At 64.7% G+C, this 17221-nt stretch carries 18 protein-coding genes; 12 read left to right on the forward strand and 6 right to left on the reverse strand.

Going from position 1 to position 17221, the window contains the following annotated elements:
* Positions 1–21: 21 nt before the first annotated feature.
* The 3 genes from LSQ66_RS17640 to LSQ66_RS17650 all read right to left on the reverse strand — a co-directional run bounded on the left by LSQ66_RS17640 (position 22) and on the right by LSQ66_RS17650 (position 2636).
* Positions 22–420 (reverse strand): DUF3224 domain-containing protein, encoded by a 399-nt coding sequence (locus tag LSQ66_RS17640; RefSeq protein ID WP_231766495.1) that lies wholly within the window; start codon positions 418–420, stop codon positions 22–24.
* Between the two features lie 16 nt (positions 421–436).
* On the reverse strand, positions 437–985 hold the full coding sequence (locus LSQ66_RS17645) for a DUF1697 domain-containing protein (protein ID WP_231766496.1): 549 nt from the start codon (positions 983–985) through the stop codon (positions 437–439).
* Between the two features lie 67 nt (positions 986–1052).
* Positions 1053–2636 carry a sensor histidine kinase gene (locus LSQ66_RS17650; RefSeq protein ID WP_231766497.1) on the reverse strand — a complete coding sequence of 528 codons (1584 nt, stop codon included), beginning with the start codon at positions 2634–2636 and terminating at the stop codon, positions 1053–1055.
* Positions 2637–2881: 245 nt separating this feature from the next.
* On the opposite strand from LSQ66_RS17650, the gene LSQ66_RS17655 reads away from it, so the two are divergent.
* Positions 2882–3130 (forward strand): hypothetical protein, encoded by a 249-nt coding sequence (locus LSQ66_RS17655; protein WP_231766498.1) that lies wholly within the window; start codon positions 2882–2884, stop codon positions 3128–3130.
* Positions 3127–3972: an HDOD domain-containing protein gene (locus LSQ66_RS17660; protein ID WP_231766499.1), complete on the forward strand. Its 846-nt coding sequence runs from the start codon at positions 3127–3129 to the stop codon at positions 3970–3972. The genes LSQ66_RS17655 and LSQ66_RS17660 overlap by 4 nt, the downstream gene beginning before the upstream one ends.
* A gap of 21 nt (positions 3973–3993) precedes the next feature.
* On the opposite strand, the gene LSQ66_RS17665 is transcribed toward LSQ66_RS17660, so the two are convergent.
* Positions 3994–4371: a hypothetical protein gene (locus LSQ66_RS17665; protein WP_231766500.1), complete on the reverse strand. Its 378-nt coding sequence runs from the start codon at positions 4369–4371 to the stop codon at positions 3994–3996.
* 419 nt (positions 4372–4790) lie between these two features.
* On the opposite strand from LSQ66_RS17665, the gene miaB reads away from it, so the two are divergent.
* The 10 genes from miaB (at position 4791) to LSQ66_RS17715 (ending at position 15508) form a co-directional block, all read left to right on the forward strand.
* Entirely contained in the window at positions 4791–6137 is a 1347-nt protein-coding gene (gene miaB, locus LSQ66_RS17670; protein WP_231766501.1) for a tRNA (N6-isopentenyl adenosine(37)-C2)-methylthiotransferase MiaB, read from the forward strand.
* A 3-nt stretch (positions 6138–6140) separates the two neighbouring features.
* The gene (locus LSQ66_RS17675) at positions 6141–7205 is read left to right on the forward strand and encodes a PhoH family protein (RefSeq protein ID WP_231766502.1); all 1065 of its coding nucleotides are present in this window, start codon (positions 6141–6143) and stop codon (positions 7203–7205) included.
* On the forward strand, positions 7186–7650 hold the full coding sequence (gene ybeY / locus LSQ66_RS17680; protein WP_231766503.1) for an rRNA maturation RNase YbeY: 465 nt from the start codon (positions 7186–7188) through the stop codon (positions 7648–7650). The genes LSQ66_RS17675 and ybeY overlap by 20 nt, the downstream gene beginning before the upstream one ends.
* A 68-nt stretch (positions 7651–7718) precedes the next feature.
* A complete protein-coding gene (locus LSQ66_RS17685; RefSeq protein WP_231766504.1) occupies positions 7719–8597 on the forward strand; it encodes an HlyC/CorC family transporter in 879 nt (292 codons plus the stop codon).
* Positions 8597–10159 carry an apolipoprotein N-acyltransferase gene (lnt, locus tag LSQ66_RS17690; RefSeq protein ID WP_231766505.1) on the forward strand — a complete coding sequence of 521 codons (1563 nt, stop codon included), beginning with the start codon at positions 8597–8599 and terminating at the stop codon, positions 10157–10159. Before LSQ66_RS17685 ends, lnt begins: the two co-directional genes overlap by 1 nt.
* 60 nt (positions 10160–10219) lie before the next feature.
* Positions 10220–11119: a glycine--tRNA ligase subunit alpha gene (gene glyQ / locus LSQ66_RS17695; protein WP_231766506.1), complete on the forward strand. Its 900-nt coding sequence runs from the start codon at positions 10220–10222 to the stop codon at positions 11117–11119.
* Positions 11120–11131: 12 nt separating this feature from the next.
* Entirely contained in the window at positions 11132–13234 is a 2103-nt protein-coding gene (glyS, locus tag LSQ66_RS17700; RefSeq protein ID WP_231766507.1) for a glycine--tRNA ligase subunit beta, read from the forward strand.
* Positions 13235–13244: 10 nt separating this feature from the next.
* Positions 13245–13802, forward strand: a complete 558-nt coding sequence (gmhB, locus tag LSQ66_RS17705; protein ID WP_231770141.1) for a D-glycero-beta-D-manno-heptose 1,7-bisphosphate 7-phosphatase — start codon at positions 13245–13247, stop codon at positions 13800–13802.
* 18 nt (positions 13803–13820) lie between these two features.
* A complete protein-coding gene (locus LSQ66_RS17710; protein ID WP_231766508.1) occupies positions 13821–14561 on the forward strand; it encodes a lysophospholipid acyltransferase family protein in 741 nt (246 codons plus the stop codon).
* A gap of 20 nt (positions 14562–14581) precedes the next feature.
* A complete protein-coding gene (locus LSQ66_RS17715; RefSeq protein WP_231766509.1) occupies positions 14582–15508 on the forward strand; it encodes a M48 family metallopeptidase in 927 nt (308 codons plus the stop codon).
* Here LSQ66_RS17715 and LSQ66_RS17720 read toward each other — a convergent pair.
* Together LSQ66_RS17720 and LSQ66_RS17725 are read right to left on the reverse strand one after the other, a co-directional pair.
* Positions 15505–16110 carry a response regulator transcription factor gene (locus LSQ66_RS17720; protein WP_231766510.1) on the reverse strand — a complete coding sequence of 202 codons (606 nt, stop codon included), beginning with the start codon at positions 16108–16110 and terminating at the stop codon, positions 15505–15507. The two genes, LSQ66_RS17715 and LSQ66_RS17720, sit on opposite strands and share 4 nt — an antisense overlap.
* Positions 16107–17213 carry a sensor histidine kinase gene (locus LSQ66_RS17725; RefSeq protein WP_231766511.1) on the reverse strand — a complete coding sequence of 369 codons (1107 nt, stop codon included), beginning with the start codon at positions 17211–17213 and terminating at the stop codon, positions 16107–16109. Before LSQ66_RS17725 ends, LSQ66_RS17720 begins: the two co-directional genes overlap by 4 nt.
* Positions 17214–17221 lie beyond the last annotated feature (8 nt).

Here is a 17221-nt window from a genome sequence, read left to right on the forward strand (position 1 = left end):
AAAAGGCGGCATTGTAGCCGATCAGGCTCCGCCCAGCGTGTAGTCGAAATCGTAGAAATGCTTGCCGCCGTCCCTGCGGATATCGATCTTGCCGGAGAGGCCTTCCAGCTCGCCCGTGCCCGAATCGGGCACCACGATGATGCGCAGGCCGTCGTAGGGGCCGCCCATGACGCCGCCGTGCTGCAGAGCGAAGCTGCCCTTGCGCCCTTCCAGCACGCCTTCCACCACCTCCATGGCCACGTAGGCGGCGGCGGTGGGCACGCTGCTGCGGTAGGCGAGGAACTCGCCCTTGCCCACGGCGTCCAGCGGACCGGTATAGCGCTTGTCGAGGGTCATGCGGCCGATGCCGCTGTTTTCCGTGAGGGCGGCCAGAGGCTCGGCCGCCATCTTCACCTCGAATTCGCCGCTGATGAGAGGCATCCTGTTCTCCTTGTTCTTATCCAGGCTCACGCGCCAATGCGTGCAGCTTGGTGATGGTACTCCAGTTGCGGGTGGTGACGGCATCGCCCAGCACGGAACCCACGGCCGCCGCCGTGCGGCTGGCCAGCACGCCGTCCGCGCACCAGAGATAGGCCGCCCAGCGGCCCAGCGCGAAAGCCTCCGGCTTCCATTCCTGGTGGGCCAGCGCTTCGAGCTTGCTGCGGTCGGCCGGATTGCTCAGCACCGCCACCATCAGGCGCGAGGGATCGTCGGCCACCCCGCGCAGGGAATTGTCCTGCACCACCTCATCCAGCTGGGCCGCATCGAGCACGATCACGCGCGCGGCCACGCCCAGCTTCAGCACCATGGCTTCCTCGATGCGCGTGCCCGACTGCGCGGCCTGGCGCGCGCTGCAGTCGAACACCACGTTGCCGCTGTTGAGCAGGGTGCGCACGCCGGTGAAGCCCAGATCGCCCAGCAGCTTGCGCAAGTCGGCCATGGCGACGCGTTTGGCGCGGCCCACGTTGATGCCGCGCAGCAGGGCAATCTGCCGCTTTACACTCATCGTTTCATTTCCTCCATGCCCGTAAAGTATGCGTCAGGCGCGCCAAAGCAAGCGCCCGGCAGGGCCTTCAGGCGTGCAGCCGGGTGTCCGCCTGCGGCACTTCCGGCTCCTCGCCGGGCGTGATGCGGGGAATGCGCAGCACGAAGCTGGCGCCGTGTCCCAGCACGCTGCTGACCGTGATCGAGCCCCCGAACTGCTTGGCGATCAGGTTGTAGACGATGTTCAGGCCCAGGCCCGTGCCGCCCTGCCCGCGCCGGGTGGTCACGAAGGGGTCGAAGACCTTGTCGATCATGTCCGGCGGGATGCCCTTGCCGTTGTCCACCACCTGCATCTCCACCCATTCGCCGTCCGAGAGCACATTGATGGCGATGCGCCCCGCGCAGTCCGGGTCGAAGGCGTGGTCCACGCAGTTCAGGGTGAGGTTGGTGATGACCTGGGCCAGGGCGCCGGGGTAGCTGTCGAGCATGATGTCCGGCGGGCAGTTGATGTCGACCACGATAAGGGTCTTCTTCAGCTTTGGCTGCAGGCTGGAGACGACTTCCTCAATATATTCGCGCAGCTCGAAACGGCGGCGCGCCTCGCTTACCTGGTCCACGGCGATCTGCTTGAAGCTGTGGATCAGGTGGGCCGCGCGGTAGGCATTGTTCATGATGAGGCGCGCGCTTTCGCCCGCCGTGGCAATGTACTTGAGGATTTCGGACTTCTTCACCGTGCCGCTGGTGACGGTCTTGTGTATCTCCTCCGTGGCCTCGGCCAGCACCGAGGCGCTGGTGAGCGCAATGCCCACCGGCGTATTGATCTCGTGCGCCACGCCCGCCACCAGGCCGCCCAGGGAGGCCAGGCGCTCGGCCTGCAGCAGGGACTCCTGCGTTTCGCGCAGATTGTCCAGGGCCTGGGCCGTTTCCTCGGCCGAGCGGCGCGCCGCGTCCTCGGCCTGGCGCGCGCGGCCCAGCACAGCCTTCACGCGGCGCTGGATGGCGTTGAAGCCGCGGATCACGTCGCCCAGTTCGTCCTTGCGCTTTTCCGGCAGCTCCACCACCTCGTCGCTGCCGCGCGTGGCCATTTCGAACAGGCCGTCGCGCAGCTTGCGGATGGGATCGAACACGATGCGCAGGCTGAAGGCCAGGGCCACCACCAGGATCAGGTCGAGCAGCAGCACCTCCACCACCTTGCGCCGGATCTCGGCGGCGAGGGTGGCCTCGATCTGGTCGCGGCTGAAATTGACGACGACGCGGCCCACGATCACGGGCCGCAGGCTGCCCGTGGCCGAACCGGCGTCGCGGTAGCCCAGGTCGGCCACCACGGGCGTGCCGCCCACGGCGTCGTCGCCGCCCACATTGGCCACGGTGCCATCCGGGCGGCGCTGCTTGCCGGTGAAGAGGCCGACGGAAGTGTCGTAGACGCGGATGGCCACCAGCTCGGGCGGCAGCATCTCGGCGGTGACGATATTGTCCACCTTGGCCTTGTCCAGGTCCCAGAGGGCGGAAGGCAGACTGGTCTGCAGGCGCGTGAGCACGCCGTCGCGCAGGCGCTGGTTGTTCACCTCCAGCTCATGCTGCAGGCCATATTGCGCATACGTGCCGGAGATGCCGAGCACCACGGTCACGATCACCACGAACAGGCAAGTCAGCCGCGCCTGAATCCCGAACATCCCATGCTCCTAGCCGCCTGAGTCAGACATTCAATGTAAGTGAAATGGTGCTGATTAGCAAGAATACGGATGGGTAGATCTGCCACAAACTACCTCACTTCCAAATAGCAACTTTCCGCCTAGCAATGATAAGATGGTCTCCTGAACGGGAGACGAAGATGAGTGCTGCTTTCCGACATTTGCCCCTGTCCGATGTGCAGGCGGGCATGGTCCTTTCGGCCGACTTGCTTGATTCACAAGGACACATGCTGCTGCCTCAGGGTACGGTCCTGACCGAGACCATGCTCGGCCTCATGCCGCGCCACGGCATTGCCAACCTGCCGGTGGAGGCGCCGGCTCTCAGTCCCGAGGAGCAGGCGGCCTTGAACGCCCGCATCCGCGAACGCATTGCCTACCTCTTCCGCCACCTGTCGCCCGAGCGCGAAGAGGATCACGCCGCCGGGGTGCTGCGTGAAATGGTCTCGATCTACCGCCTGGGACGGGAGGCCGCATGAACCCGCAGCTGAGCTACGACGACGTGGTACGCACCCTGGAAGACCTGCCCTCCCTGCCTGCGGTGGTGATGGAACTGCTGAACAGCATCGACCAGGACGATGTGGACATTTCCGTGCTGGCGCGCAAGGTCTCGCACGACACGGCCCTGACGGCGAAAACGCTGCGCCTGGCCAATTCCTCCGTGTACGGGCTGCAGGTAAAGGTCACCACCATCCAGCAGGCGATCACCTACCTCGGCTTCCAGAGCACGCGCAATCTCATTACGGCAGCGGCCGTTACCGGCTGCTTCGCCGAGAGCGCCTGCCCGGGCTTCGACCACAAGGCCTTCTGGCGCCACTCCATTGCCAGCGCCTGCTGCGCCAAGGTGCTGGCGCGCCACATGCGCTTCAATCAGGATTATGCCTTCACGGCCGCCCTGCTGCACGATATCGGCCGTCTGGTGCTGGCGGCCTGCTTCCCCCAGCAATACGCGGAGGTGCTGGCCCTGCGCTCATCGCGGGATTGCCAGTTGCTGGAAGCGGAAAGGGAAGTGCTGGGGGTGGACCACGTGGAGGCAGGCCTGGCGCTGGCGGAGCACTGGAATTTCTCGGACACAATGCGCCTGGCCATCGGCGGCCACCATGCGCCCGAAGCGCCGGGCGCGGGTTTCCTGGCGACGATTATCCACGTCGCCGATGCGATGGTGCATGCGCTGGACCTGGCCCAGCAGCCGGACGACCTGGCGCCGCCGCTGTCCAACGTCGCCTGGCAGGCGCTGCGCCTGGACGAACAATTCTGCATGCAACTGTTCCGCGAGACCGAACTGCAATTCGAAGAGATCTCGCTGGTGCTGCTGGCCTGAGCGAAGCCCAGGCCCGGCCCGTCAGTGGGCGTAGTTGCCGCCGTTGCCGCCTTCCGTTTTTTGCTGCTGAGGCTGCTGAGCCTGGGAGGCTGCTGCCTGGGCCTGCTTGTCTTCCGGCTTCGGACGGCCTTGCGCGTCGGACAGGCGGTATTTGGTGCGGCGGTCGCCCATCAGGTCGCGCAGGTCGCGGATGCTCATGCCGGTCACTTCATGCATGCGGATCAGCAGCGAGGCGCCTACCGGCAGGCGGTGGTGGCGGATCTTGCTGATCACCGGAGGAGCCACCTCCAGCAGGCGCGACAGGGCAGCGTCGTTTTTCAGCTGCATCTTGCCGAGCAAGATATCCAGCAAATGATTCGGGTTATAGCTTTCTTGAGAAGCGAGAGCGTGGTGTGCCATGATTGATCCTCGTCGATATAGTTGATGTGAAGATGCTGCTCCGAACACTAGGAAAGACTTGTCATTTCCAAATAAGTTCCGAACGTGTACGCCACTGTGGTGACGCATGGGCCGGCCGCCTTCAGGTCCAACTTATCAATACAGCAACAGTTTAAACCCAAAAAAGCCCGCTCCGACTTTGCGACTCCATGCAAGGTTGACTAACGTCAAGCATTTGCTGAAATCTTGACAACAATGTTATTTCAACACATGGGGGCGCTGTGTGGCGCACGCAAGAACTTTTGGGAAATTGTTACAAACGGCAGTTTTTCGTCCAAATAACGTTTATTAACGTTCATTTCCCCGAAGATATGAAAACCTTGCCAAGGGCGGCCAGCGCCGGCCAGGGATAAGGGGGCCGTTTACGGTAAACTCCCGCAATGCAGAAAAAAGTATTTATCAAGACCTTCGGCTGCCAGATGAACGAGTACGACTCGGACAAGATGGCCGATTTGCTCGGCGCCAGCGATGGGCTGGTGCGCACCGAAACGCCCGAAGAAGCGGACGTCATTCTCCTCAACACCTGTTCCGTGCGCGAAAAGGCGCAGGAAAAAGTGTTCTCCGACCTGGGCGTGTTCCGCAAGCTCAAACAGAACAATCCGGAACTGCTGATCGGCGTGGGCGGCTGCGTGGCCTCGCAGGAAGGCGAAGCCATCGTCAAGCGCGCGCCGCACGTGGACATGGTGTTCGGCCCGCAGACCCTGCACCGCCTGCCCAGGATGATCGAGCTGCGCCGCCACAGCGGCAAGCCGCAGGTGGACATCAGCTTCCCCGAGATCGAGAAGTTCGACCACCTGCCGCCGGCGCGCGTGGAAGGCGCTTTTGCCTATGTCTCCATCATGGAAGGCTGCAGCAAGTACTGCTCCTATTGCGTGGTGCCCTATACACGCGGCGAGGAAGTGTCGCGCCGCTTCGAGGACGTGCTGACCGAAGTGGCGGGCCTCGCGGCCCAGGGCGTGAAGGAAGTGATGCTGCTCGGGCAGAACGTGAACGCCTTCCGCGGCGCCATGGACGGAGGCCAGGTGGCGGACTTCGCCATGCTGATCGAATATGTGGCGGCCATTCCCGGCATCGAACGCATCCGCTTCGTCACCAGCCATCCCAAGGAATTCACCCAGCGCCTAATCGACTGCTATGCGAAGATCCCGCAGCTGGCGGACCATCTCTACCTGCCCGCGCAGCACGGCTCCGACCGTGTTCTGGGGGCCATGAAGCGCGGCTACACGGCGCTGGAGTACAAGTCCATCATCCGCAAGGTGCGCGCAGTGCGGCCGAACGTCACCATCGCTTCCGACTTCATCGTCGGCTTCCCCGGCGAGACCGAGGAGGACTTCGAAGCGATGATGAAGCTGGTGGAGGACGTGGACTTCGACAACAGCTTCAGCTTCATCTTCAGCAAGCGTCCCGGCACCCCGGCCGCGAACCTGGCCGACGACACGCCGCACGAAGTGAAGCTGGCGCGCCTGCAGCGCCTGCAGGCCCTCATCGACCGCCAGACGAAACGGCACAGCGAAGCCATGGTGGGCCAGGTGATGCAGGTGCTGGTGGAAGGCCCGTCGAAGCAAGGCGGCAGCGAACTGCAGGGACGCGCAGGCAATACCCGCACGGTGCTCTTCGATGGTGGCGACGCGGCAGCCGCCATGCATGGCAAGATGGTAGCCGTGCGCATTACCGAAAGCCTCTCCTACTCCCTGCGCGGCGAGCTGGCCGCGCCCCTGAATGGATAAGCGTTGAAAACGAAGACACCTGTACAGCCGCATTACTTCACCCCTGAACCACTGGACAACACGCGCCTGGCGAATCTCTGCGGTCCATTGGACGAGAACCTGCGCCAGATTGCCGCCGCCCTCGACGTGACCATCTTCCGCCGCGGCGAGAAATTCATCGTGAGCGGCGAGAACGGCGAGCGCGCCGTGCAGATCCTGGAAAAATTCTATGCCGTGGCCGACAAGTCCATCGCCGTGGAAGAGGTGCAGCTCGCCCTTGTCGAGCAGCGCACCAGCGCCGCGCCGGAAGAAGACGGCGAAGCCCACGAAGAGCCGCCCTTCAACGATCCCGATGTCACCAGCCCCGCGCTGAAGACGCGCCGCAGCGACCTGCGCGGCCGCACGCCGCACCAGATCCGCTACCTGCGCAATATCCTGGAACACGACATCAGCTTCGGCGTCGGCCCTGCGGGCACGGGCAAGACTTACCTGGCCGTGGCCTGCGCGGTGGATGCGCTGGAGCGCGACGCCGTACAGCGCATCATCCTCACCCGCCCTGCCGTGGAGGCGGGCGAGCGGCTCGGCTTCCTGCCGGGCGACATGGCGCAGAAGGTCGATCCCTACCTGCGGCCCCTGTACGACGCGCTCTACGACCTGCTGGGCTTCGACCGCACGCAGAAGCTCTTCGAGAAGCAGACCATCGAAATTGCGCCGCTGGCCTATATGCGCGGCCGCACGCTGAACCACGCCTTCGTGATCCTGGATGAAGCGCAGAACACGACGGTCGAACAGATGAAGATGTTCCTCACCCGCATAGGCTTCGGCAGCAAGGCCGTGGTGACGGGCGACGTGACCCAGGTCGACCTGCAGAAGCACCAGAAATCCGGCCTGGTGGACGCCGTGCAGGTGCTGCGCGATGTGCGCGGCATCGCCTTCAGCCAGTTCACCAGCACCGACGTTGTGCGCCACCCGCTGGTGGGGCGCATCGTGGACGCCTACGACAAGGCGCATCAGGGCACGGCCGACATCGCGCCGCTGCTCAAACCCGTCAAAACAACAACAGCACGCAATGTCCGAACAAAAAAATAAGCTGGCCCTGTCGGTGCAGTACGCCGATCCCCGCCTGCAGGAAAGCATTACCCGTCCCATGATCCGCAAGTGGGTGAAGGCCGCCCTCTTCGCCCCCGCCGAGCTCACCATCCGCTTCGTCGATGCCGAGGAAGGCCAGTCCCTGAACCGCGAATACCGCGGCAAGGACTATGCCACCAATGTGCTTACTTTCGCCTACAACGAAGGCGAAGAGATCGCCGAGGACGAGCCGACGCGCGCCGACATCATCCTTTGCACGGACGTGCTGCAGCGCGAAGCGGGCGAACAAAAAAAGAGCGTGGAAGAGCACACGGCCCACCTCATCGTCCACGGCGTGCTGCACGCGCAAGGCTACGACCACGAGGACGACGAGGAGGCCGCCGAAATGGAAGCCCTCGAAACTGAGCTGCTCGGGGAGCTCGGCTACGCAGACCCCTACGCCTGAAGGAAACGGCTCGGGTCCGGCATTTGGTGTATCCTATATAACTTCGAAACAAATGGCTCACGCCTACTATGCAAGAGCACTCTAGTAGCGTCAGGAATGACGCTAAACCACATCGATCGCTCCTGGAGCGACTCACCGCACTGATTTCCCCTGAGCCCGAGAACCGCTCGGAGCTGCTTGAAGTTCTGCACGAAGCCCATGAACGCAACCTGATCGACGCCGATGCGCTGTCCATGATCGAGGGCGTGTTCCAGGTGTCCGACCTGTCGGCGCGCGATATCATGATCCCGCGCTCGCAGATGGACGTGATCGACATCTCCAAGCCCATCGAGGAATGGATGCCCCTGGTGCTGGAGACGGCCCACTCGCGCTTCCCTGCCATCGAGGGCGGCCGCGACAAGGTGGTGGGCATCCTCCTGGCCAAGGACCTGCTGCGCTACTACGCCGAAGAATCCTTCGACGTGCGCGACATGCTGCGCCCCGCAATCTTCATTCCTGAATCGAAGCGGCTGAACGTGCTGCTGCGCGATTTCCGCGCCAACCACAATCACATGGCCATTGTCGTCGACGAGTACAGCGGCGTGGCGGGCCTCATCACCATCGAGGATGTACTGGAGCAGATCGTCGGCGATATCGAGGACGAATACGATTTCGACGAAGAAGAGGACAACATCATCTCGATCAAGGAGGGCCAGCTGGGCCCGCGCTGGCGCGTGAAGGCGCTCACCGAGATCAGCCAGTTCAACGAGGAACTGGACACCGACCTCTCCGACGAGGATGTGGACACCATCGGCGGCCTGGTCGCCAAGCATCTCGCCCGCATGCCGCATAAAGGGGACGAGTTCGACATCGGCAACCTGCGCTTCGAAGTGCTGCGCGCCGACGCCCGCCAGATCCACGTGCTGACCGTCGAGAAGCTGCCTCCCTCCATCGACGAGCAGGACTGATGCGCTTTCGCCGCGCCCAACCCGGCGAGCCGCCACCACCCGAACGCAGTCTCCGCAGCAGGATGATCATCGCCGCGCTGGCCGGTGCGGCCAGCGTGTTTTCCTTCGCGCCCTTCGGCTGGTGGCCGCTCCAGCTGCTCTGCCTCGCCGTGCTGTTCTACCAGGTGCTGCGCGCTTCCTCCGTGCGCGCTGGTGCGCTGATCGGCTGGGCCTTCGGCTTCGCCTGGTGCTTCGCGGGCGTGCACTGGCTCTACGTGGCGCTGAACCGCTTCGGCGGACTGGCCGCGCCCCTGGCCGCGGTCTCCATCGCCCTGCTGGCCCTCTTCATGGGCAGCTATGCCGCCATGGCCATGGGCGGCGCGGCCTGGCTGCGCAAGCGCTTCGCCATGTCGCTGCCCACCGCCAACCTGCTCCTCCTGCCTGCCGTGTGGACCCTGGCCGAGTGGCTGCGCGGCTGGCTGTTCACCGGCTTCTCCTGGGCTTCCGCAGGCTATGCGCACAATGTGTCTCCCTTGTCCGGCTATGCGCCGCTGCTGGGCGTCTACGGAATCGGCTGGCTCGTTGCGCTGAGCGCGGGCGCCCTGCTCCTGCTGATGCACCGCAGCCGCCCCATGGCGCTGGCGACTCTGGCCCTGGTCTGGCTGGGCGGCTTCGGGCTGCAGTTCATCGAATGGACGCATGCCGAAGGCAAGCCTCTTTCAGTGCGCCTCGTGCAGGGCAATATCGCGCTGCAGGCCAAGTTCGACCCGAACCACATGCAGTCCACGCTGCGCCAGTACCAGCAGGCCGTGATGGCCGCTCCGGCGGACCTGATCGCCACGCCGGAAACGGCCGTGCCGCTCTTCCCCTATCAGCTGCCCGCGGGCTACCTGGACAGCTTCGGCCAGTACGCCCGCAAGACCGGCAGCGCCATCGTGCTGGGCATCCCGCTCATGGACAGCCCCTCGCAGTACTCGAACAGCGTGATCGGCCTAGCCCCGGCGCTGGCTTCGAAGCCCTACCGCTACGACAAGCACCACCTCGTGCCCTTCGGCGAATTCATTCCGCCCGGCTTCCGCTGGTTCACGAACCTGATGCAGATTCCCCTGGGCGACCAGACGCGCGGCGCCGTGCTCCAGCCCTCCTTCCGCGTGAAGGACCAGCGCGTGCTGCCCAATATCTGCTACGAGAACCTGTTCGGCGAGGAGATCGCGGAACAGCTGGCGGGCGATGCCGCCCCGGCCACCATCCTGCTGAACGTTTCCGAACTGGCCTGGTACGGCGAGTCGCTGGCCATTCCCCAGCACCTGCAGATTTCCCAGATGCGCACCCTGGAGACAGGACGCCCCATGCTGAGCGCCACCAACAGCGGCGCGACGGTGATGATCGACAGCCGCGGCATCGTCCGCGCCAGCCTGCCCTACTACCAGCCGGGCGTGCTGAATGCCACTGTGCAGGGCATGGGGGGCTCCACGCCCTACATCCTGCTGCAGAACCGCCTGATCCTGGCGCTGGCGATACTGGCCTTGATCGCGGCCTGTCTGGGGTCCAAATCTCTACAAGTCCGCGCTAAAAACCGCTAAAATGAGCCGTTTTGGCGAACCGATAACGCTCGCGCCTGTGCGCGCCACCGAACGACTACGATGCTGACATTCCAACAAATTATCCTGACCCTGCAATCCTACTGGGACAAGCAGGGCTGCGCGCTGCTCCAGCCCTATGACATGGAAGTGGGAGCGGGCACCTTCCACACCGGCACCTTCCTGCGCGCGATCGGCCCCGAGCCATGGCGCGCGGCCTATGTCCAGCCATCGCGCCGTCCGAAGGATGGCCGCTACGGCGAGAACCCGAACCGAGGCCAGCACTACTACCAGTACCAGGTGGTGCTCAAGCCCGCGCCGGAGAACATCCTGGACCTGTATCTCGGTTCGCTGGAAGCCCTGGGCCTGGACCTGAAGCAGAACGACGTGCGCTTCGTGGAAGACGACTGGGAAAGCCCGACCCTGGGCGCCTGGGGCCTGGGCTGGGAAGTCTGGCTGAACGGCATGGAAGTGACCCAGTTCACCTACTTCCAGCAGGTGGGCGGCCTCGATTGCAAGCCCGTGCTGGGCGAGATCACCTACGGCATCGAGCGCCTGGCCATGTACCTGCAGGGCGTGGAGAACATGTACGACCTGGTATGGACCGAGCTGGAAGAAAACGGCGTGAAGAAGAAGTTCACCTACGGCGACGTGTTCCACCAGAACGAGGTGGAGCAGTCGGCCTACAACTTCGAGCACTCGAACACCGAGCTGCTGTTCTCGCAGTTCGCCAACCACGAGGCGGAAGCGAAGCGCCTGATCGAACTGCAGCTCACGCTGCCCGCCTATGAGCAGATCATGAAGGCCTCGCACAGCTTCAACCTGCTGGATGCGCGCGGCGCCATCTCCGTGACCGAGCGCGCCGCCTACATCGGCCGTGTGCGCGCCCTCTCCCGCATGGTGGCCCAGGCCTACTACGAATCCCGCGAACGCCTCGGCTTCCCGATGCTTGGCAACGCTTAAAGATACAAGAACATGAATCAGACCCTGCTCATCGAACTGCTGACCGAAGAACTGCCGCCGAAGGCGCTGGCCAAGCTGGGCGCGGCCTTCAGCGCCGGCATCGTCAACGGCCTGAAATCGCGCGACTTCCTGGAAGACGGCAGCGAAGCCACCACCTATGCCACCCCGCGCCGCCTGGCGGTGTCGATCACCAGGGTGCGCGCCACCTCGCCGGACAAGTCTATCCGCGAGAAGGTGCTGCCGGTCGCCGTGGCGCTGGATGCGAACGGCAACCCCACCGCGCCGCTGGCCAAGAAGCTTGCCGCGCTGGGCTTCCCCGACCTGAAGGTAAGCGATCTGGAACGCGCCCAGGACGGCAAGGCCGAAAGCTTCTTCTACACCTATACCGCGCCGGGCTCGCAGCTGCAAAGCGGCCTGCAGGCCGCGCTGGAGGAATCCGTGGCCAAGCTGCCGATTCCGAAGGTGATGAGCTACCAGCGTCCGGACGGCGAGACCGTGCAGTTCGTGCGTCCCGCCCACAGCCTGATCGCCCTGCACGGCGAAACGGTGCTGCCATTGACCCTGCTGGGCCTGACCGCCTCGCGCACCACGGACGGCCACCGCTTCCTGACCGCGCCGGGCCAGCGCGCCGTGACGGTGCCGCATGCGGACGCCTACGCCGCCACGCTGCTGGAAAAGGCCAAGGTCGTTCCGAGCTTTGAGGAGCGCAAGGAAAAGATCCGTTCCTCCCTGCTGCAGAAGGCGGGCGCCGACAAGGTGCTGATGCCCGAAGCCCTGCTCGACGAAGTGACCTCGCTGGTCGAATGGCCGGTGGTGTACGAGTGCCACTTCGAGGAACAGTATCTGTCCGTGCCGCAGGAATGCCTGATCCTGACGATGCAGACCAACCAGAAATACTTCGCGCTGACGGATGCGAACGGCAAGCTGCGCTCGCGCTTCCTCATCGTGTCCAACATCGAGACCGCGACGCCGGGCGCCATCATCGGCGGCAACGAGCGCGTGGTGCGCCCCCGCCTGTCCGACGCCAAATTCTTCTTCGAGCAGGACAAGAAGAAGACCCTGGAATCGCGCCTGCCCCTGCTGAAGAACGTGGTCTACCACAACAAGCTGGGCACCCAGGCCGAGCGCAGCGAGCGCGTGACCGCGCTGGCTACCGCCATCGCCGCCAAACTGGGCGCCGACGTGAAGCTGGCCGAACGCGGTGCGCGCCTGTCCAAGGCCGACCTGCTGACGGACATGGTGGGCGAGTTCCCCGAACTGCAAGGCATCATGGGCACCTACTACGCCCGCCATGACGGCGAGCCGGAAGAAGTGGCGCTGGCCGCCTCCGAGCACTATCAGCCGCGCTTCGCAGGCGACGCCCTGCCTTCGACCAGCACCGGCACCGCCGTGGCACTCGCCGACAAGCTGGAGACCCTGGTCGGCATCTGGGCCATCGGCCTGCAGCCTACGGGCGACAAGGACCCCTTCGCGCTGCGCCGCCACGCGCTGGGCGTGCTGCGCATGCTGGTCGAGAAGCGCCTGCCGCTGACCATCAGCGGCCTGCTGGCCGATGCGGCGAAGCAGTTCGCCCCGGTGCCGAACTTCAAGGATCCAAGCGCGGAGGTCAATGCCTTCATGCTCGACCGCCTGCGCGGCATCCTGCGCGAGCGCAATTTCACGCCGAACGAGATCGAAGCGGTAGTGGCCCAGAACCCGGACCGCCTGGACGATATCGTGCAGCGCCTGGAGGCCGTACAGGCCTTCGCCGCCCTGCCGGAAAGCGCCTCGCTGGCCGCGGCCAACAAGCGCATCACCAACATCCTGAAGAAGAACGAGGAAGCGCTGGCCCAGGCTTCCACCGTCAACCCCGCCCTGCTGCAGGACACGGCCGAGAAGAACCTCGCCGCCGCCGTCACGCGCGTGCAGCCGGAAGTCGATGCCGCCTTCGCGCGCGGCGACTTCACCGGCACGCTCAAGACCCTGGCCCAGCTGCGCGACGACGTGGATGCCTTCTTCAACGACGTGATGGTGATGGCGGACGATATCGCCCTGCGCAATAACCGCCTTGCCCTGCTCTCTTCCCTGCACGGCATGATGAACCGCGTGGCGGACATCTCCAAGCTGGCCGCCTGACATGCCTGCGCTGAAGCTCGTTATTCTCGACCGGGACGGCGTGATCAACCACGACTCGCCGGACTTCATCAAGTCGCCCGAGGAGTGGATTCCCGTTCCCGGTTCGCTGGAAGCCATTGCGCGCCTGAACCAGGCGGGCTACCGCGTGGTGGTCGCGTCCAACCAGTCCGGCATTGCGCGCCAGTTCTTCGATATCACCACCCTGAACGCCATCCACGCCAAGATGCACCGGCTGGCGCAGCAGGTGGGAGCGGATATCGACGCCGTGTTCTTCTGCCCGCACGCGGCGGCGGACAACTGCGACTGCCGCAAGCCCAAGGCAGGCATGTACGTGGAAATCGCCAAGCGCTACCAGGTGAGCCTGAAAGGCGTACCCACCATCGGCGATTCGCTGCGCGACCTGCAGGCAGGCTTCATCGTCGGCTGCGTGCCCTATCTGGTGCTGACGGGGAAAGGCGAGAAGACAGCGGCCACGGGCGGCCTGCCGCCCGGTACAATGACCTTTCCCGACCTCGCTGCGACGGTGCAGCACATCCTGAAGCGCGCCGCCACGCCAGCCGTCAACTGATTCCGATGGAGATTCTCTTTGCGTAACGCCGCCCTGTTTCTGCGCTCGCTGCTGTTCACGCTCGTGATGGTGATTGCAACGGTCATCTGGTCCTTCGTCTGCATGCTTGCGGCGCCGCTCCCTTACAACAAGCGCTACTACATCACCTCGCGCTGGAATGTGTTCGTGATCTGGTGTGCAAAGACGATCTGCGGCATCGAATACGAATTCAAGGGCTACGAAAACTTCCCGGATGGTCCCGCTGTGGTATTGGCGAAACACCAGTCGGCATGGGAAACCATCTTCCTGCTGGCGAACCTGCCGCGGCCCCTGGTGTTCGTTTTCAAGAAGGAGATCCTCTATATTCCCTTCTTCGGCTGGGGCATTGCGCTCCTGCGCATGATTCCCATCGACCGCAAGCAGGGCAAGAACGCGTTCAAGCAGGTGGTGGCGCACGGAAAACGCCGCCTGAAAGACGGCCAATGGATTATCATGTTCCCCGAGGGGACACGCATTCCGGTCGGCCAGGCCGGAAAGTACAAGAGCGGCGGCACGCGCCTGGCGGTGGAAACGAATACGCCGGTGGTGCCCATAGCGCTCAACTCCGGTGAATGCTGGCCGAAGAACTCCTTTATCAAGCGCCCTGGCAAGATCACCGTATCGGTTGGCAAACCGATATCGCCGGAGGGCCAGAGCGCCGATAGCATGATGGAACAGGTGGAACAGTGGATAGAATCAGAAATGCGCGTCATTTCGCCCCACGCCTACAACGCTGGCTAGACGATCTGGCCACAGCGAAAATGGCGCCGGCGCAGGAAGGCGAGCACCAGCTCGACCTGTTCGCCGGCGCCCCGCCCGCCGACACGGCGCCTGCATCACCAGCATCCGCATCGCCCTCTTCCTCCTTCCCCGTTCCGGGGCCTGCTACCGTCAACCTGCTGCGCCCTCCCGTGCAATTGCGCCGTCCGGACCCCGTGCTTGCTCCGCCGGTTCCCGGCGAGACCCGGCGCCAGCTGCTGGCGGGTGAATTCGTGCTCGAATACGTGCTGCGGCGCTCCACGCGCCGCTCCATCGGCTTCATGATCGACGACGACGGCCTGCGCGTCACGGCGCCCAAGCGCTGCTCGCTGGCCGATATCGACAACGCCATCCGCGCGAAGCAGAACTGGATTCTCACCAAGCTCGATGAGCGCCGCCAGCGGCGCGCCGCGCGGCTGGAGAAGCCGAAGGTTTCGTGGGACGACGGCGCGCGCATCCCCTACCTGGGCGGCGAGGTGACGCTGCGCCTGTACCATGCGCCCCGCAACCGCACCGACTACAACCCTGCCACGCAGGAACTCTCCATGGGCCTGGTGCAGGGCGCCACGGAGCAGCTGGTGAGGGAACGTTTCAAGAACTGGATCAGGCAGCAGGCGGAAGGCCTGTTCGCGCAGCGCCTCGATCTCTACGCCGCGCGCCTGGGGGTGCAGTACGCTGGCTTCTCGCTATCGTCGGCGGACACGCGCTGGGGCTCCTGCACCGTGGAGCGCAACATCCGCCTGAACTGGAAGCTGATGCACTTCTCGCTGCCGCTGATCGACTATGTGGTGGCGCACGAACTGGCGCATATCCTGGAAATGAACCACAGCGCACGCTTTTGGGCCAACGTGGGCCGCATCTATCCGCAGTACGAGGAAGCCAAGCAGCTCCTGCGCAAGCGCGCGCAGGAAATGCCCGTGCTCTATTAAAGCCAGCCTGCGTCGCGCGCCAGCCGGAAGGCCTCGACGCGGTTGCCCGCATTGAGCTTGCTGATCGCCTCGGACAGGTAGTTGCGTACCGTGCCTTCCGACAGGGCGAGCTGCCTCGCAATCTCTGCGCCGCTGCGCCCTTCTCCTGCCAGCCGCAGCACCTGCCGTTCGCGTTCGCTGAGCGGATCTTCGCCGCCGCTCCAGCTTTCCAGCGCCAGTTCGGGCGCGATCGCCCTGCCGCCGGCGTGGACGGTGCGGATGGCGGCAGCCAGCGATTCGGATGGCGCATCCTTCAGCAGATAGCCGCGCACGCCCGCCGCCATGGCCCGCCGCAGGTAGCCCGCGCGCGCGAAGGTGGTCACGATGACGACCCGCGCCGGGCAACCATGTTCGGCCAGCGCGGCGGCCAGTTCAAGGCCGGTCATCAGGGGCATCTCGATATCGGTGAGCACCACGTCCGGACGCAGTGCGGCGCACAGTGCCAGCGCTTCCTGGCCGTTGCGCGCCTGACCCACCACATCCAGGTCGCCTTCCAGCTTCAGCAGGGCCGCGAGCGCGCCCAGCACCAGCGCCTGGTCTTCGGCGATCAGCACGCGGATCATGCTGCGGCTCCAACCGGCAGGCGCAGCTCCAGCGACAGGCCGCGCGCCACCTCCAGCCTCAGCTGTCCGCCCAGCGCCACCACGCGTTCCTGCATGCCGCGCAGGCCGTTGCCCCGCTCGATGGCGGCAGCAGTTGCCAGCCGCTCGCCGTCGTCGCGGATGCGGCAGCTCAGCACCCCGTTTTCCAGCGCGATATTGATTTCGCAGCGGCGCGCGTCCGCATGGCGCAGGATGTTGGTGACGGCTTCGCGCAGCGCCAGCGACAGCACGCTCTCCGCCGTGGCAGGGATAGCGAAGGACGCCACCTGCGCGTCCAGGGTCACATTGGCAGCGGCAAGCGCGGTGCGCGCCTGCGCCAGTTCGTGCTGCAATCCCGTCTGGCGGTAGCCGCTGACGGCGCTGCGCACTTCGGCCAGCGCCTGGCGCGCGTTGGTCTCGATATCCCGGATCTCGCGCAGGCTGGCGCCGGGATCGCGTTCCAGCAGCCGGCCAGCCAGTTCCGCTTTCAGCGTAATGAGCGAAAGCGTATGCCCGAGCAGGTCGTGCATGTCGCGCGAAATGCGCTCCCGTTCCGTGATCCGCGCCAGATGCTCCACTTCCTCCTGCTTGCGCAGGAGCTGCATCTGCTTGCAGCGCACCGTGGCGTCCATCACCGAGGCGATGCCGACGGGCGTGCCGACGGCCAGGGTAGGCATCAGGAAGCTGAGCGGCAGGTCCACCACCAAGGCGATCAGCGAGGCGCCGATGAGGATGGCGGCGATCGACGCATAGGCGGCGCGGCGGTTCTCGATTCCCGCGCACATTGCGGCGGCAAAAATGAAGAAGGTACAGGCGCCGAAATTGAATGGCGCCCAGGCCAGGCCGAGCGCGAAGGTCGCCAGCAGCACCGGCACAAGCTTCCGGTTGCGCAGCCAGTAGCTGGCGAAGTACATGGGCACGAAGACCAGTACCGTCAGCACCAGCAGGAGCACTTCCAGCGCCGTGGGCGGAGTATAGAAGAACTTCCAGATGAAGAAGTTAAGGGACAGGAGCCATAGATACGGCGCCTTGCCCACGGCAGGCGGGACCCACGGGCCTGCGAGCAATTGCCGTATCTTCCTCATGCCGTTCT

Origin of the sequence: Massilia endophytica (assembly GCF_021165955.1) — a bacterium.
Lineage (GTDB): Bacteria > Pseudomonadota > Gammaproteobacteria > Burkholderiales > Burkholderiaceae_D > Rugamonas > Rugamonas endophytica.

Bases quoted from the DNA above. Each gene is read 5' to 3' on its own strand.
- LSQ66_RS17640 (WP_231766495.1), bottom strand. From the start codon at position 420: ATGCCTCTCATCAGCGGCGAATTCGAGGTGAAGATGGCGGCCGAGCCT.
- LSQ66_RS17645 (WP_231766496.1), bottom strand. From the start codon at position 985: ATGAGTGTAAAGCGGCAGATTGCCCTGCTGCGCGGCATCAACGTGGGC.
- LSQ66_RS17650 (WP_231766497.1), bottom strand. From the start codon at position 2,636: ATGTTCGGGATTCAGGCGCGGCTGACTTGCCTGTTCGTGGTGATCGTG.
- LSQ66_RS17655 (WP_231766498.1), top strand. From the start codon at position 2,882: ATGCTGCTGCCTCAGGGTACGGTCCTGACCGAGACCATGCTCGGCCTC.
- LSQ66_RS17660 (WP_231766499.1), top strand. From the start codon at position 3,127: ATGAACCCGCAGCTGAGCTACGACGACGTGGTACGCACCCTGGAAGAC.
- LSQ66_RS17665 (WP_231766500.1), bottom strand. From the start codon at position 4,371: ATGGCACACCACGCTCTCGCTTCTCAAGAAAGCTATAACCCGAATCAT.
- miaB (WP_231766501.1), top strand. From the start codon at position 4,791: ATGCAGAAAAAAGTATTTATCAAGACCTTCGGCTGCCAGATGAACGAG.
- ybeY (WP_231766503.1), top strand. From the start codon at position 7,186: ATGTCCGAACAAAAAAATAAGCTGGCCCTGTCGGTGCAGTACGCCGAT.
- LSQ66_RS17685 (WP_231766504.1), top strand. From the start codon at position 7,719: ATGCAAGAGCACTCTAGTAGCGTCAGGAATGACGCTAAACCACATCGA.
- lnt (WP_231766505.1), top strand. From the start codon at position 8,597: ATGCGCTTTCGCCGCGCCCAACCCGGCGAGCCGCCACCACCCGAACGC.
- glyQ (WP_231766506.1), top strand. From the start codon at position 10,220: ATGCTGACATTCCAACAAATTATCCTGACCCTGCAATCCTACTGGGAC.
- glyS (WP_231766507.1), top strand. From the start codon at position 11,132: ATGAATCAGACCCTGCTCATCGAACTGCTGACCGAAGAACTGCCGCCG.
- LSQ66_RS17715 (WP_231766509.1), top strand. From the start codon at position 14,582: ATGGCGCCGGCGCAGGAAGGCGAGCACCAGCTCGACCTGTTCGCCGGC.
- LSQ66_RS17720 (WP_231766510.1), bottom strand. From the start codon at position 16,110: ATGATCCGCGTGCTGATCGCCGAAGACCAGGCGCTGGTGCTGGGCGCG.
- LSQ66_RS17725 (WP_231766511.1), bottom strand. From the start codon at position 17,213: ATGAGGAAGATACGGCAATTGCTCGCAGGCCCGTGGGTCCCGCCTGCC.